General features: G+C 74.2%; 7 protein-coding genes. 1 reads left to right on the top strand and 6 read right to left on the bottom strand.

Going from position 1 to position 15052, the window contains the following annotated elements; translation table 11 throughout:
- Window positions 1–11: 11 nt before the first annotated feature.
- The 6 genes from BX285_RS31240 to BX285_RS31215 form a co-directional block, all read right to left on the bottom strand.
- Window positions 12–7250 (bottom strand): non-ribosomal peptide synthetase, encoded by a 7239-nt coding sequence (locus BX285_RS31240; RefSeq protein WP_121178955.1) that lies wholly within the window; start codon window positions 7248–7250, stop codon window positions 12–14.
- 27 nt (window positions 7251–7277) lie between these two features.
- Entirely contained in the window at window positions 7278–7583 is a 306-nt protein-coding gene (locus BX285_RS31235; protein WP_179852658.1) for an acyl carrier protein, read from the bottom strand.
- A 73-nt stretch (window positions 7584–7656) separates the two neighbouring features.
- Complete coding sequence (locus tag BX285_RS31230; RefSeq protein WP_121178953.1) at window positions 7657–9426, bottom strand: ABC transporter ATP-binding protein; 1770 nt, start codon at window positions 9424–9426, stop codon at window positions 7657–7659.
- Window positions 9423–11135: an ABC transporter ATP-binding protein gene (locus BX285_RS31225; protein WP_257032238.1), complete on the bottom strand. Its 1713-nt coding sequence runs from the start codon at window positions 11133–11135 to the stop codon at window positions 9423–9425. Before BX285_RS31225 ends, BX285_RS31230 begins: the two co-directional genes overlap by 4 nt.
- Window positions 11136–11391: 256 nt before the next feature.
- Entirely contained in the window at window positions 11392–12132 is a 741-nt protein-coding gene (locus BX285_RS31220; RefSeq protein WP_147465256.1) for a trans-aconitate 2-methyltransferase, read from the bottom strand.
- An 89-nt stretch (window positions 12133–12221) separates the two neighbouring features.
- Window positions 12222–13385, bottom strand: a complete 1164-nt coding sequence (locus BX285_RS31215; protein ID WP_183107260.1) for a GNAT family N-acetyltransferase — start codon at window positions 13383–13385, stop codon at window positions 12222–12224.
- Window positions 13386–13600: 215 nt separating this feature from the next.
- On the opposite strand from BX285_RS31215, the gene BX285_RS31210 reads away from it, so the two are divergent.
- On the top strand, window positions 13601–14914 hold the full coding sequence (locus tag BX285_RS31210) for a peptide ligase PGM1-related protein (protein ID WP_121178950.1): 1314 nt from the start codon (window positions 13601–13603) through the stop codon (window positions 14912–14914).
- Window positions 14915–15052 lie beyond the last annotated feature (138 nt).

The following is a 15052-nucleotide window of genomic DNA, read 5'->3' as shown; positions in this document are numbered from 1 at the left end:
GCTCAGCGTGCTCAGCCGTGCTCGCGGACGGTCTCCCGGAGGCCGTCCGCGAGCGAGCGCACGATCGGGTAGCGCAGGAACGAGTAGTGGTCGCCCGGCGTGCCCCGCACCTCCAGGTCCGGCACGTACGGCTGCCAGGTCTCCCGGATGGTGCTCCCGATCCAGTCGGGCAGCGCGCGGTGCGCGGCCTCGTACAGGGTGACGGGGAACTCCACCGGCGCGGGCCGGTAGGCCAGGACGGCGGTGCCGATGCCCCGCATCACGGTCAGGTGGCGCACCAGGTCGGCGCCGGCGACCTCGTGCAGCTCCGGCGGGATGTTCAGCTGTTCCAGGCCGGCCGCCACGTCCTCGGGCAGCGCGTCCGGAGCGTGCCCCTCGGCGAGCCGGGCCAGCAGTGCGTCGATCGTCGCGATGTTCCCGTGCACGCCCTCCCGGTACTCCTCGGTGGGCAGGATGCCGTCCAGGGCGACGACCCGGACGGGGTGCCCCTCCGCCCGGAGCAGCCGGGCGGTCTCCAGCGCCAGGACGCCGCCGAAGGACCAGCCCACCAGCAGGTACGGGCCGTGCGGGCGGCCGGCGAGGATCGCGTCGCGGCAGCTGCGGGCCATGGTCGGGATGGACCACTGGGCCGCGTCCGGCCGGTCCCACCAGGACAGTTCGACGCCGAGGAGCCTGGCGTCGGCGCTCAGGGCGCGGGCCAGCGGGACGTAGCCGGTGACGTTGCCCGCGATCACGGGGAAGCAGAAGACCTCCTGCTCGGCGGCGCTGTTGTTCAGCGGGGTGAGGGTGGCGTGCCCGGTGGCCGCGGCGGCGCCGTCGAGGCCGTCCCGGCCGAGGTGGGCGGCGATCCGGGCGATGGTCTGGTGGCGGACCATCATCCGGGGCGTCAGGTGGATGCCCAGGCGGCCCGCCCGGTGGACGGCCCGGATGCTGAGGACGGAGTCGCCGCCGAGTTCGTAGAAGTTGTCCTCGGCGCCGACCCGTCCCACATTCAGGATCTGCTCCCAGATCCGGGCCAGCGTCTGCTGCACGGGCCCGACCGGCGCCACGTACGCGCGGCCGGTGTCCGGCCGGGTTCCGTCGGGGGCCGGCAGCGCCTGCCGGTCCACCTTTCCGTTGACGGTGAGCGGCAGTGCGTCGATCGCCACCACCACGGGCACCAGGTACTCCGGCAGCCGCTCCCCGGCCCGGTGGCGCAGCGCCGCCGGGTCGACCGGGCGGCCCGGCTCGGCGGGGGTCACGTAGGCCACCAGCCGCCGCTGCCCCGGCACGTCCTCGCGGGCCAGCACCACCACGTCGCCGACCGTGGGGTCGGCGCGGAGCGCGGCCTCGGCCTCGCCAGGTTCGACCCGCACACCGCGGATCTTGACCTGGTCGTCGGAGCGGCCGAGGAACTCCAGGTCCCCGTCGGCCCGCCACCGGGCCAGGTCGCCGGTGCGGTACATCCGCTCGCCGGGCGGCCCGTACGGGCAGGCGAGGAACCGTTCCGCCGTCAGGTCGGGCCGGCCCAGGTAGCCGCGGGCCAGGCCGGTGCCCGCGATGTAGACCTCGCCGGGCACGCCGACCGGCACCGGGTTCAGGTGCCGGTCCAGCAGGTGGACCCGCTTGTTGGCGATCGGCCGGCCGACGAGGTCCTCGGTGCGGTCCGCCCAGTCCTCGGTGGCCGGCCAGTAGGTGCTGGTCATGGTGCACTCGGTGGGGCCGTACTGGTTCACCAGGGCGCCCGGCAGGGTGCGGCGCCCGTGCTGCCCGGCGAGCCGCAGGCTCTCGCCGCTGGCGACCGTCAGCCGCAGCGAGGCCAGGGCGTGCTCCGCCCCGGGCAGTGCGAGCAGTTCCCGCAGCTGGGACGGGACGGTGCTGAGCAGCACCTCCACCCGGTGACGTTCGATGCACTCGGCGATCGCGGCCGGGTCGAACGGGCCGTCCAGCGGGGCGAGGACGGCCGTGGCGCCGCAGCTGAGCGGGCCGAGCAGGTCCCGTACGGACGCGTCGAAGCCGATGGACGCCAGCTGCAGCACCCGGGTGCCGGGGGTGATGCCGTAGCGGGAGGTGACGAAGGAAAGGTAGGCGCTCACGCCGCGGTGTTCGGCGGCGACGCCCTTGGGGGTGCCGGTGGAGCCCGAGGTGTGGACCACGTAGGCGAGGTTGCCGGGCCCGGCCGTCGGGGCGGGGTCCTGGTCCGGGTGGGCGGCGATCGCGGCCGCGTCCCGGTCGAGGCAGATCACATCGGTGCAGACCCCCTCGGTGCAGACCCCCTTGGTGTCGACGCCGAGCCGTTCCAGGAGCGACTGCCGGGTGACGAGCAGCGCGGCCCCGGTGCCGGCGAGCAGGGCGGCCAGCCGCTCGCGCGGGTGCACCGGGTCCAGGGGCACGTAGGCGGCACCGGACTTGAGGATGCCGAGCAGGGCGACGGCGAGGTCGGGGCCGCGCTCCAGGCAGACGCCGACCAGGGTCTCCGGGCCGGCGCCGGACCGGATCAGGTGGTGCGCGAGCCGGTTGGCGCGGCGGTTCAGCTCGCCGTAGGTCAGCTCGGTGGCCGACCGCTCGGTGGCCGCACCCTCGACGGTCGCCCCCTCGGCGGTGCCCGCGATCAGCGCGACGGCCTCCGGGGTGCGGGCGGCCTGCTCCTCGAAGAGCTGGTGCACGCACCGGTCGTGCGGGTAGGGCGCGGCGGTGTCGGTCCACTCCTCCAGCAGCTGCCGCCGCTCGGGCCCGGTCAGGACGGGCAGCTCGGAGAGCCGGCTCTGCGGGGCGGCCGCGATCCCGGCCAGCAGGGTCGCGAAGTGGCCGGCCATCCGTGCGACGGTGCCGGCGTCGAAGAGGTCGGTGCTGTACTCGATCAGGCAGTCCAGCTGCCCGTCGCTGTCGTTGACGGAGAGCGTCAGGTCGAACTTGGCTACCTTCTGTTCCCAGTACCCCGGCGTGACGGTGAGCCCGTCGAGCACGAGCGGAGTCCGGGGGGCGTTCTGGAACATGAACAGCACCTGGAACAACGGATTGCGGGCGAGGTCGCGCTCCGGGCGCAGCTCCTCCACCAGGCGCTCGAACGGCAGGTCCTGGTGCGCGTAGGCGCCGATCGCGCTCTCCCGCACCTGGGCCAGCAGCCCGGTGAAGGACGGGTCGCCGGCCAGGTCGGCGCGCAGCACCAGGGTGTTGACGAAGAAGCCGACCATCCCCTCGGTGTCGGCCCGGTTGCGGTTGGCGATCGGGGTGCCGACGGCGATGTCCTCCTGGCCGCTGTAGCCGGCCAGCAGGGTCTGGAAGGCGGCGAGCAGGGTCATGAACATCGTGGTGCCCTCGCGGTGCGAGAGGGCGCGCAGCTCATCGCTCAACTCCGCGGGCAGGCTGAACTCGTGGCCCGCGCCGCGGCCGGAGCGCACCGCCGGGCGGGGCCGGTCGGTGGGCAGCTCCAGCGGGGTGAGGTCGCTCAACCGCTCGCGCCAGTAGTCCAGTTGGCCGTCCAGTATCTCGCCGCGCAGCCAGTACCGCTGGCGCACCGCGAAGTCGGCGTACTGGATCGGCAGCGGCTCCAGCGGGGAGGGCAGGCCGTGGCGGAACGCCCGGTAGAGGGCGGCGAGTTCGCGGTTGAGCACGCCCATGCCCCAGGCGTCGGCGGCGATGTGGTGCACCGCGAGGACCAGCACGTGCTCCTCGGCGCACAGGCGCAGCAGCCGGGCGCGCAGCAGCGGGGCCACGCCGAGGTCGAAGGGCCGGCCGGTCTCGGCGGCCACCAGGGCCGCGGTCTCGGCCTCCGCCCGTTCGGCGGGCAGCGCGCTGAGGTCGGTCACCGGCAGGGCGAGCGGCGCGGGCGGCTCGATCACCTGGACCGGGACGCCGTCCTCGGCCTCGAAGCGGGTGCGCAGCACCTCGTGCCGGGCGACCAGTTCGGTCAGCGCCCGTTCCAGCGCGTCCCGGTCCAGGTCGCCGGTGAGCCGCAGCACCCGCAGGATGACGTACTCGGCGCTGTCCGGGACGAGTTGGTCCAGCAGCCAGAGCCGTTCCTGCGCGAAGGAGGCGCGCAGCGGCCCGTTGCGCAGCACCCGCCGGATCGGCGGCATGCCGAGCACCGGCTCGGCGTCCGGGCCCGGTTCGCCGCTCGCGCTGACGATCTCCGCGAGGCCTGCCACGGTCGGGGCGGCGAAGACGCTCTGCACGCCGAGGCCGTCGCCGAACTCCTGGCGCAGCTGGGAGACGGCCTGGGTGGCCAGCAGGGAGTGGCCGCCGAGTTCGAAGAAGTTGTCCTCGGCGCCGACCCGTTCCACGCCCAGGACCTGCTCCCAGACCCGGGCGATCGACTGCTCCACCGGGTTGGCGGGGGCGACGTACGCCTGGCCGGTGCGCGGCCGTGCGACGTCGGGGGCGGGCAGGGCCCGCCGGTCCACCTTGCCGTTGGCGGTCAGCGGGACGGCGTCGATCACCACCGTGTGCGAGGGCAGCATGTAGTCCGGCAGGCGCTCGCCGGCCCGTCGGCGCAGCGCGGCCGGGTCGACCTCGGCGCCGGGTGCGGCGGGGGTCACGTAGGCCACCAGGCGGCGGTCGCCGGGCACGTCCTCGCGGGCGATCACGACCGCGTCGCCGACCAGCCCGCCGGCCCGCAGCGCGGCCTCGACCTCGGCCGGTTCGATCCGGAAGCCGCGGATCTTCACCTGGTTGTCGGAGCGGCCGAGGAACTCCAGGTCCCCGTCCGCGCGCCACCGCACCAGGTCGCCGGTGCGGTACATCCGCTCGCCGGGCGGCCCGTACGGGCAGGCTGGGAAGCGTTCGGCGGTCAGGGCGGGGCGGTTGAGGAAGCCGCGGGCCAGCCCGGCGCCGGCGATGTAGAGCTCGCCGGGCACGCCGACCGGCACCGGGGCGAGGCCGGCGTCGAGCACGTACACCCGGGTGTTGGCGATCGGTCGGCCGATCGGGATGGCGGGCTGTGCCGCGCAGTCCGCTCCGACGTCCGCGCCCAGCGTCCAGATGGTCGTCTCGGTCGGGCCGTACAGGTGGGTGAGCCGGCGGACCTTGGGGCGGGTGGCGGCCGCGAGCGGGGGGTCGAGCGCCTCGCCGCCGAGCAGGACGTGCAGCCGGTCGGAGAGGTCGGGCAGTTCCTCGACGACGAGGCGCCACAGCGGCGGGGTGGCCTGGAGGACGGTGATGCCGGAGTCGGCGAGCAGGGCGGCGAGGCGGGCGGGCGCGGTGGTCTGCTCGCGGGTGGCGAGGTGGACCTGGGCGCCCTGCAGCAGGGGCAGCAGCAGGTCGACGCTGGACATGTCGAAGGTGTACGGGGCGACGGCGAGCAGCCGGTCCTCGGGGCCCAGCCGGAGGACGTCCTGCATCGCGAGCAGGCCGTTGACCAGGTTGTCGTGCCGGGTCTGGACGCCCTTGGGGGTGCCGGTGGAGCCGGAGGTGTAGACGACGTAGGCGAGGTCGCCGGGGGTGGCGCCGGGCGCCGGGGCGAGGACCGGGGTGTCCGCGGCGGCCGGGGTGTCCGGGGCGCCCTCGGTGTCCGCGGCGTCCGCGTTCAGGGCGTCCTCCAGGAGGAGGACCGTACGGCCCTGCGCCTCGGGGATCCGCTCGGCCAGGTGCCGCTCGGTGACCACCACCGGGGCGGCGATGTCGGCCAGCAGCCGGGCCAGCCGCTCGCGCGGGTGTGCCGGGTCCAGCGGCACGTAGGCGCCGCCGGACTTGAGGACGCCCAGCAGGGCGACCACCAGGTCGGGGCTGCGGTCCAGGCAGAGGCCGACCAGGGTCTCCGGCCCGACACCGGCTCGCCGCAGGCGGTGCGCCAGGCGCTCGGCCCGCTCGTCCAGCTCCCGGTAGGTCAGCGCGCGTTCGCCGCAGACCACGGCGGTCCGCTGCGGGGTCTCGGCGGCCTGGCGGGCCACCAGCTCGTGCACCCGGGTGGCCGGGAAGCGCGCCGCGCGACCGCTCCCGTCGGCGAGCAGCCGCTGTTCCTCGGCCTCGGTGAGCAGCGGCAGCCGGGAGACGGCGGTGGCCGGGTCGGCCGCCACGCCGGCCAGCAGGGTCAGGTAGTGGCCGGCGATCCGTTCGGCGGTGCTCCGGTCGAACAGGTCGGTGGCGTACTCCAGCGTCCCGCTGAACCCGGCGGCGGTCTCGGCGAGTTCCAGCGAGAGGTCGAACTTGGCGACGTCCCAGTCCAGCGGTTCGGCGGTGACCTCGATCCCGGGCAGTGCCCAGGCGTGGCCGGCGGCCTGCGGGTCCTGCATGTTGAACATGGTCTGGAACAGCGGGGTCCGGGACAGGTCGCGGTCGGGGGCGAGGTGCTCGACCAGCCGCTCGAACGGGAGGTCCTGGTGGTCGTAGGCGGCCAGCGCGGTCTCCCGGACCTGGGCCAGCAGGTCGGCGAAGGACGGGTCCCCGGCGAGGTCGGCGCGCAGCACCAGGGTGTTGACGAAGAAACCGATCAGGCCCTCGGTCTCGGCCCGGTTGCGGCCGGCCACGGGCGTGCCCACCGCGATGTCGTCCCGGCCGCTGTACCGGGCCAGCAGCACCTGGAAGGCGGCCAGCAGGCCCATGAACGGGGTTACCCGGTGGGCGCGGAACACCTCCTTCAGCCGCTCGGCCAGGTCGGCCGGGATCCGGAAGGAGAGCGTGGCACCGCGCGCCGACCAGACCGCGGGGCGGGGCCGGTCGACGGGCAGCTCCAACGGGGTCGGGTCGGCCAGCTTCCCCGTCCAGTAGGCGAGTTGTTCCGCCAGCACCGGCCCGTCCAGGGTCTCCTGCTGCCAGATCGCGAAGTCCGGGTACTGGATGGGCGGTTCCGGCAGCTCGGGCTTTCGGCCTTCGAGGTGCGCCGCGTAGAGCGCGCTCAGTTCGTCGACCACGATGCCGATCGACCAGCCGTCCGCGACGATGTGATGGAACGTCAGAGCCAGCAGGTGCTCGGCCGGGCCCTGGGGGTACAGCACGGCCCGGAACAGCGGGCCGCGCTGCAGGTCCATCGGGGCGGTCGCCGTGGCCGCGGCCTCCCCCGGGCCGGCCGGTGCCGCGGCCACCCGCAGCACCTCCGGGCCCGGGTCGAGCACCCGCTGGCCCGGGCGGCCGCCCCGCTCGCCGAAGACCGTCCGCAGCGACTCGTGCCGGGCGACCAGGTCGGCCACCGCCGCGGACAGCGCCGGGACGTCCAGCTCCCCGGTCAGCCGCAGCACCACGGGGATCAGGTACTCGGTGCCGCCCGGGGCCAACTGGTCAAGGAACCACAGCCGTTGCTGGGCGAAGGAGAGCGGCAGCAGGACGTCGTTCGGCATCTGTTCCCCTTGGTCGGATCAACCTGATCAGAGTTCGACGGGCGGCGCGGAATCCGGGCCCGGATCGGTGTTCGGCGCCGGGGCGGGATCCGGCCCCGGGCCGGCGGTGGCGGCGTCCGCGATGTGCGCGGCCTGCGCGGCGACCGTCCGGTGCCGCAGGAGTTCCGCGATGCTGAGCGCCGCACCGGTCCGGACGAGAACGGCCTGCTGCAGCCGGATGGCCAGCAGGGAATTCCCGCCGCAGTCGAAGAAATCCCGTTCGGGATCGGCCGGGGCGGCGCCGAAGACATCGCCCCACGCCGCCCGGACGTCCTCCAGTATCCGCTGGCTCAATTCGAAAATCACCCCCTTCCCCCTCCCGGACGACCACGGAATTCCGGCCGGCGAAAAGGCCGGCCGGTCCGTGTCATCCCTGCCAGGCGTGCCAGAGGCCCGCGTAGGAGCCGTTCTTGGCGAGCAGTTCCTCGTGGGTGCCGAATTCGGTGACGCGGCCGTCGTCGAGCACCGCGATCCGGTCGGCGTCCTGCGCGGTGTGCAGCCGGTGCACGACGGCGATCACCGTACGGCCGCGGGTCACGGCCGCCAGTGAGCGTTCCAGGTGCCGGGCGGCCTGCGGGTTCAGGAGCGAGGTCGCCTCGTCCAGGATGAGGATGTCCGGGTCGGCCAGGAGCAGCCGGGCGAGGGCGAGTTGCTGCACCTTCGCCGGGTCCAGTGCGTGTCCGCCGGGGCCGATCCCGCTGTCCACGCCGAGTTCCTCGGCCCACTCCCAGGCGTCGACGGCGCGCAGCGCGGCGGCGATCTCCTCGTCGTCGGCGCCCGGGCGGGCGATGGTCAGGTTGTCGCGCAGGGTGCCGCGGAAGATGTGGTGCTCCTGGGTCACCAGGGCCACCGTGCCGCGCCGCTCGGCGGGGTCGAGGGCGGCCACCTGGCGGCCGCCGACGGTGATGCCGCCGCTGTCCGGGGTGTAGATGCCGGCCAGCAGCTTGGCCAGGGTCGACTTCCCGGCCCCGGACGGCCCGACCACGGCCAGCCACTCGCCCTGCCGGATGGTCAGGTCGATGCCGCGCAGGACGTCCTGGCCGGGCTGGTAGGCGTAGCGGAGGTCGCGCACCTCGATGTCGCGAAACTCGATGTCGCGGGCCGTCGTTCCACTGGCCTCGGCGGGCTGCGCCGCACTGCCCGCGCCGATGGCGGCCGGGGCCGGTGCGCGGAACCGCGCCATCCCCAGCAGCCGTGCCAGCGATGCGCCCGCGGACTGCAGCGAGTCCAGCCAGAACATCAACTGATCGAGCGGGTTGAGCAGTTGCGAGGCGTACAGGGTGCCGGCGGTGACCGCGGCGAGGGAGACCACGCCGTGCAGGTAGAGCGTGCCGCCGAAGATCAGCATGGCGGCCACCGGCAGGGCGTAGCTGGTGTCGCAGAGCGGGAGGAAGACGTTGCGCAGCCGCAGGGTGTAGCGCTCGGCGGCGTAGGAGGTGGCGATGGACTCGTCGACCAGGTCCATCCGGCGGGCGGTCAGCCGCAGCGCCTCGACGGTGCGGGCGCCCTCGACGGTCTCGGCCAGGCTCTCGGTGAGCCGGGAGTAGGTGGCCGCCTGCCGCAGGTAGCCCTGGTGCGCCCGGCGCAGGTACCAGCGGGCGGCGCCGTAGAGCACCGGCACCGAGAGCAGGCAGGGCAGCAGCAGGAGCGGGCTGATCAGGACCAGGGCGCCGAGGGTGAAGCAGACGATGCCGACCGAGGTCATGGTGGCCGGGATCGCGGCGCGGATGGCGTTGGAGAGCTGGTCGATGTCCCGGGTGGTGCGGGTGATCAGGTCACCGGCGTCGGCGTCCTCCACCGTCTCGGGCGGCAGCCCCAGCAGATCGGAGACGAACTCCTCGCGCAGGTCGGCCAGGATCTTCTCGCCGAGCCTGGCCGCCGCGTACTCGGCGAGGCGGACCAGCACGGCCTGGGCGGCCAGGCAGCCGAGGATGGACAGCACCAGGCGCAGCACGGTGTCGTGGCCGTGGGTGACGTCGGAGACCAGGGTGCCGAGCAGCCAGGGGGCGAACAGACCGGCGACGGCGGCGAGCGCCTGCAGGCCGACGACCAGGGCGAACTCGCCGCGGTGGGCGAGGACGGCGCGCCGCGCGTAGGCGGCGAGCTCACGGTTCGAAGCGACGGGCAGCTCGCTCATGCGGCAGCCGTCCAGCGCTCGACCAGCTCGCGGTAGCGGTCGTCGGCCATCAGCGCCTCGTGGGTGCCCTCGGCCGTCACGCCGCCGTCCAGGACCAGGGCGACGTGGTCGGCCTGGTGCAGCAGCAAGGTGCTGGTGGTGAACACGACGGTGGCGCGCCCCCGGCGCAGTCGTGCGATGCCCTCGGCCATCCGGTTCTCCGTGTGTGCGTCGACGGCGCTGGTCGGGTCGATGAGGACGAGCACCTCCGGGTCGGCCATCAGGGCGCGGGCCAGCCGCAGGCGCTGCTGCTGGCCGCCGGAGAACTCCCGGCCGCCGGCGGCGATCTCGGTGTCGAGCCGGTCCGGCAGGGCTTCCACGACGTCCCGGGCGGCGGCGGCGTCGACGGCGGCCCAGAGCGCGTCGTCGGGGTCGCCGGGCCGCAGCCGGTCGGCCGGGTCGAGCTCCCGGCGCAGCGGCCCGGCGAACAGGTGGTCCTCGGCGGTGGCGACCAGGATCCGTTCGCGGACCCCGGCCAGCGGCAGCGCGGTCAGCGGCACGTCGGCGTAGGTCGCCGCGGAGTCGGTCTGGCGGCCCAGGCGGTCGGCCAGCGCGACCGCGTCGGCGGACGAGCAGACGACGGCGGTCAGGCCCTCGGCGGGCACCCGCAGGCCGGAGTCGGGGTCGGCGAGGACGCCGGTACCCGGTACGGTGCCGGTGTCCGGTCCGGGGGCGAGGTCCGGGACGGTACGGAGCAGCCGGACGACGTTCTCGGCGGCGACGTGGCCCTGCATGGCCTTGGAGACGGCGAAGGTGATCTGGTTGGTGGGGATCACCAGGTAGGTGGCGTACCCGTAGAAGGCGACCATCTGTCCGGCGCTGAGCCGGTCGTCGAGGACGAGTTCGCCGGCCAGGGCCACCACTGCGGCGAGCAGCAGGCTGGGCAGGAAGGTCCGGGTGGCGCCGAGCACCGCCGAGGCGCGGCCCTGCCGCAGCGCGGTGGCGCGCAGGCGCTGGGAGCCCTCGCGGTAGCGGGCGGCGAACTGCTCCTCGCCGCCGATGCCGCGCAGCACCCGCAGTCCGCGCACGATGTCGACGGCCTGGTCGGCGAGTTCGCGCTGGTGGGTGCGGAGTTGGCCCTGCCGGTTGCGCAGCACCCGGGCGAGCCGGGTGGTGACGACCAGCATGACCGGCACCGCGACCAGCACGAGCAGGCCGACCTGCCAGGAGGCGACCAGCATGAACACGGCGACGGCGACGAAGCCGACCACCCCGCCCACGCCGCGGGCGCCGACCTCCAGGGCCTGACCGATCAGGCTGATGTCGGAGACGCCGACGGTGACCAGGTCCCCCGCCGAGACCTTGCGGCCGACGGTGGTGCCCAGCTCGCAGGCCTTGCGGGTGACGAACTGCATGGTCTCGTAACCGGGTTCGACCCGCAGCCGGGTCTCCAGGCGCTCCACGAACATGGCGGACAGCGCGGAGAGCACGCCCGCCCCGAGTACGGCCAGGCCCCAACCGACCAGTGCGGTCTGGTCCCTGGCGACCAGGCCCTGGTTGATGGCCTGGCCGATCACGGCCGGGGTGAGTCCGAGCCCGGCCGCCCACCCCATGTTGGCGAGGCAGTCGAGCAGCAGGACCCCGCGATGGCGGACGGCCATCCACAGCAGGTAGCGCCACGGGCCGCGCAGGTCGGGGGTGCCGGGTGGCCGGTCGAAGAAGTCACGCACCGCTCAGCCCCTTCGCCGGGTGAAGCCTGCCCCACACATGCGCCTCCATCTCAGGTCGTCGGCACGGCAATTAACCGCGGTACGCGCGTGATCTGTCCATCGTCCAAGGCCTGGGGCCGGTCTTGCGCCCGTGGGCCGGTCGCCCGCGATCCCCGGACGGGCTCCTGACGGCGCGCGTTCAACTGTCAGGCATTCTCGGTTGAACGGCTCCGGACCGAGGCGATCATGCCAGGAACCGCGATCGTTCGGCGCGCCGTCACTCGGCCCGCCGGTAGACGGAGATGACGTTGCTGGCCGCCGGGGCGCTGGAGTCCGCGCGCCAGGAGCCGCCGCGCCAGTTGGCGATCCGCCGGACCAGGCGCAGCCCGGCCAGCCGGGCCATCAGGTCCTGTTCCGAGGGCAGCAGCATCCGCTGGGCGATCTGCCGGACGCGGTGCCCGTCCTCGTCGACGTAGAGCACGCTCTGGTCCAGCAGCAGCGACTTCCAGTCGAAGCGCTGGGTGCTGATCGCCATGCCGGCGCCGGCCAGCCGCAGGGTGCTGATCCGCTCGCCCTCCTCCATCGCCCGCAGCGGCGGGTGCAGGTTCTCCACCACCAGGTGCCCGCCGGGCGCGAGGTGGGCGGCGGCGTTGCGGACGACGGCGAGCTGGGCGTCCTGGGTGGTGAAGTGCAGCAGCAGGTTGTAGACGCAGAGCACCAGGTCGAAGCGGCGCTCGGTGGTCCAGGTCTGCGCGTCGCCCAGGGCGAGGGCCAGGTTGTCCGGCAGTGGCCGGTGGCGGGCCGCGGCCAGCATCTCGGCCGAGTTGTCCACGCCGAGCACGCTGCGGGCCTTCCCGGCGAGCGGGACGGCCAGCCGGCCGGTGCCGACGCCGAACTCCAGCACGTCGCCGCCGCCCGACAGTTCGGCGAGGTAGGCGACGGTGAGCGGGGTGTCGATCCGGGCGTGCTCGGTGTCGTACCGGGCGGCCTGATCGGCGTCCCAGGTGGGTTCGTCCATGCGTGTCCCCTTCGATTCGCTCGTGCTCGGCTTCGGTTCGCTCGTGCTCGGCTTCGGTTCGCTCGTGCCCGGCTTCAGTTCGCTCGTGCTCAGCGGCCGAGCCACGGCCGCCACAGGTCCTGGTCCAGCAGGTGCGGCACGGTCGCGAACTGCTGCTCCCAGTACCGCCGTACGCCCGGGCGCGCGGTGGGCGCGGCCGGGTCGGTGCGGGGAGCGCCGGCCGCGGGCAGTGCCACCGAGCCGAGCGGGCCGATCCGGGCCCCGCGGGCGGCCTTGGCGTCGTGGGAGCCGGAGCCCAGGTGGAGGCCGCGCAGGCCGTTCTCGTAGCAGTACCGCAGCGGCTCGTAGATCACCACGTTGAAGTACGGGTAGGCGCCGGCGGCCGCGTCGTGGTCGAAGCCGGAGGCGCGCAGGTAAAGCCAGTCGCCCCAGCGGTAGGCGAGCGCCATCCCGACCGGTACCGGCCCGCGCCGGCAGACGAACAGCACGCCGTGGTCGCCGAGGGCCGCGTACTGGCGCTCGAAGCGGGTTCGCAGTTCGGCCTCGTCCTCCTCGACCCCGTACTTCTCGTTGCCCAGCCGGGCGAAGCGCGCGATCAGGTCGAGTTCCCGGGCCGGGTCGGCACGGACGGTGCTCAGGCCGTGGGCGGCGTAGCGGCGCAGTTCCTTGCGGGTGGTCTTGCGCCGGGTGGGGCTGAGGGCGGCGAGGTAGTCCTCGAAGTCGCGCCCGGGGGCGGGCAGCCAGGCGTCGCCGCTGTAGCCGACGACCGGGGTGAGGTCGCCGGCGTACCCGGTGACCTGGCGCAGGCCGCGCTCGGTGAGGTGGAGGAGGTAGGCGTGCGAGCGGCCCTCGGCCGCGGCGAGTTCGGCCAGCCGGTCGAGCAGGGCGGCGACGGTGGCGCGCCGCCCTGCCTCGGTGAGCCGGTCGGCGAGCAGCACCTCGGTGCGGTAGCCGCTGCGGCCGCCGGCCACGCAGTACCCGCCGTCCGGGCCGGGGGCGGCGGCGCGGAAGACGGCACCCGGGTGGTAGTAGCGGTTGGGTTCGTCGGCCGTCAGGTAGACCGGCAGGGCGCCGGCGAGCCCGGTGTCGTCGTGGGCCAGCAGGTAGCGGCACCGCCCCGGGGTCTCCTGCTCGACCAGGCTCAGCCACGGGTGGGAGGCGTACAGCCCGGCACCGGCGGCCACCGCCGCCCAGTCGGCCGCCGGCACCGCCGCGAGGGTGTCGTGCACCCGCACCTGGACCCGTAGCTGCATCGTGACGAAATCCCCTCGTGAATTGCCGGGCCCCACCGGCCGACGGCGGCGTAATCCCGGCGCGGAACGACACGGAACGGCGCGGAATTGCACGCCGGACGGCCGGTGCGGAAATGTGCACCCGCTTGCACGCCGGACCGTCTGTGACATCATCCGACGGGGCGGGAATCGAGCTGACGGTCACTCAACCGCCATGTTTTCCAGGGAGGGCTGAGATGGCAAGGGTTCTCATCGGCAACGACTGGGACGAAAACCTCGGCAGGCATGCGGACGGGGCCGTCTGGTGGGTCGACCATTTCGTCTGGTTCGCCCGCGACCACGACGTCCTGATCCTTCCGCAGGCCCCGGAGGAGGCCTTTCTCCGGTACGTGACCGAGCACACCGGAGTCGACCGGGAAACGCTCACCGTCGTCGTTCCGCCGAAGGAATCCACGTCGAGTGCCGGAATGCTCACCGGCGAACAGCTCACCGATCCGCGGCTCGCCGACGAGGTGCTGGCCGCGCTCGACGGACGGCCGGTGGACGAGATCTTCCCGATGTGGCCGCACACCTCGGTGGCGGTGCTGGCCGACCGGCTGAACGCCCGCACCGTGCTGCCCGGGTACGCGTTCCTCGGCCAGGGCGGCGGCGCCGTGGCCACCAGCAAGGCGGTCTTCCGCGCCGCCGCGGCGGGCGCGGGCGCACCGCTGCCCGCGGGCGCGGTCTGCGCGGACCTCCCGGCCGCCGAGGAGGCCGTCACCCGGCTGATCGAGCAGGGCCACAGCGTGATGGTGAAGCTGGAGTACGGCGCGGGCGGCGGCGGCAACGAGGTGCTCAGCCCGGTCGACGGCACGCGGCCGGTCGGCGCCCGGCGGACGGTGCACCTGACCGACCGGGCCGCGGTGCGCCGGTACCTGGCGGAGCACTGGGCCTGGCTGACCGACGACGGGGCCCATCTGCTCGTCGTGGAACGGTACTTCAGCGGCAGTCGGGCCTACTACGCCGAGTTCCGGATCGAGGACGAGGAGGTCGTCTTCGGCGGCCTCGGCGAGCTCATGCACGCCCCGCGCTACCTGGCCGAGGTGACCCCGCCCGAGCTCGACGCCGACCTGCAGGCCGCGCTGATCGACGGCGGCCGCAAGGTCTGCGCGCCGCTGCACGCCATGGGCTACCGCGGCAACCTGAGCGCCGACGCGATCATCACCCCCGACCGGCAGGTGCTCTTCACCGAGTGGAACGGCCGGATCACCAGCTCGACGCACGCCTACCGGATCCTCGGCGAGGTGGTGGTCGGCCCCGGCTACACCAAGGACCGGGTGCTGCTCACCAACGTGTGGCCGCGCGGCTGGGCCACCCCGTCCTTCGAGGCGATGCGCGACGCCATCGCCGGCGCGGGGCTGGCCTACGACCCGGCCACCCGGACCGGCGTGATCGTCGTGAGCGGCCACAACCCGGAACGGCTCGGCGCGACCTACTGCACGGTGGCGGCCGACCTGGACGACGCCTGGGAGGTCAACGAACGGCTCGGCGAGCTGTTCATCCCGGCCTGAAGCCGGGATGAACCCGCCCGAGCCCGCCTGAGCCCGCCTGAGCCCGGATGAGCCCGCCCGAGCCAGGATGAGCCCGCCCGAGCCGGGATGAGCCCGCCTGAGCCGGGATGAGCCCGCCTGAGCCGGCGGCCCGGCCCG

Source organism: Streptomyces sp. 1114.5 (assembly GCF_003635085.1).
Lineage (GTDB): Bacteria > Actinomycetota > Actinomycetes > Streptomycetales > Streptomycetaceae > Kitasatospora.
The sequence above is the reverse complement of the archived record's forward strand: the minus strand, read 5'-3'. Positions and strand labels throughout refer to the sequence as shown.

What these genes read in the sequence shown, in the direction of transcription:
- BX285_RS31240 (WP_121178955.1), bottom strand. Translation starts at nt 7,250, where the DNA reads ATGCCGAACGACGTCCTGCTGCCGCTCTCCTTCGCCCAGCAACGGCTG.
- BX285_RS31230 (WP_121178953.1), bottom strand. Translation starts at nt 9,426, where the DNA reads ATGAGCGAGCTGCCCGTCGCTTCGAACCGTGAGCTCGCCGCCTACGCG.
- BX285_RS31220 (WP_147465256.1), bottom strand. Translation starts at nt 12,132, where the DNA reads ATGGACGAACCCACCTGGGACGCCGATCAGGCCGCCCGGTACGACACC.
- BX285_RS31215 (WP_183107260.1), bottom strand. Translation starts at nt 13,385, where the DNA reads ATGCAGCTACGGGTCCAGGTGCGGGTGCACGACACCCTCGCGGCGGTG.
- BX285_RS31210 (WP_121178950.1), top strand. Translation starts at nt 13,601, where the DNA reads ATGGCAAGGGTTCTCATCGGCAACGACTGGGACGAAAACCTCGGCAGG.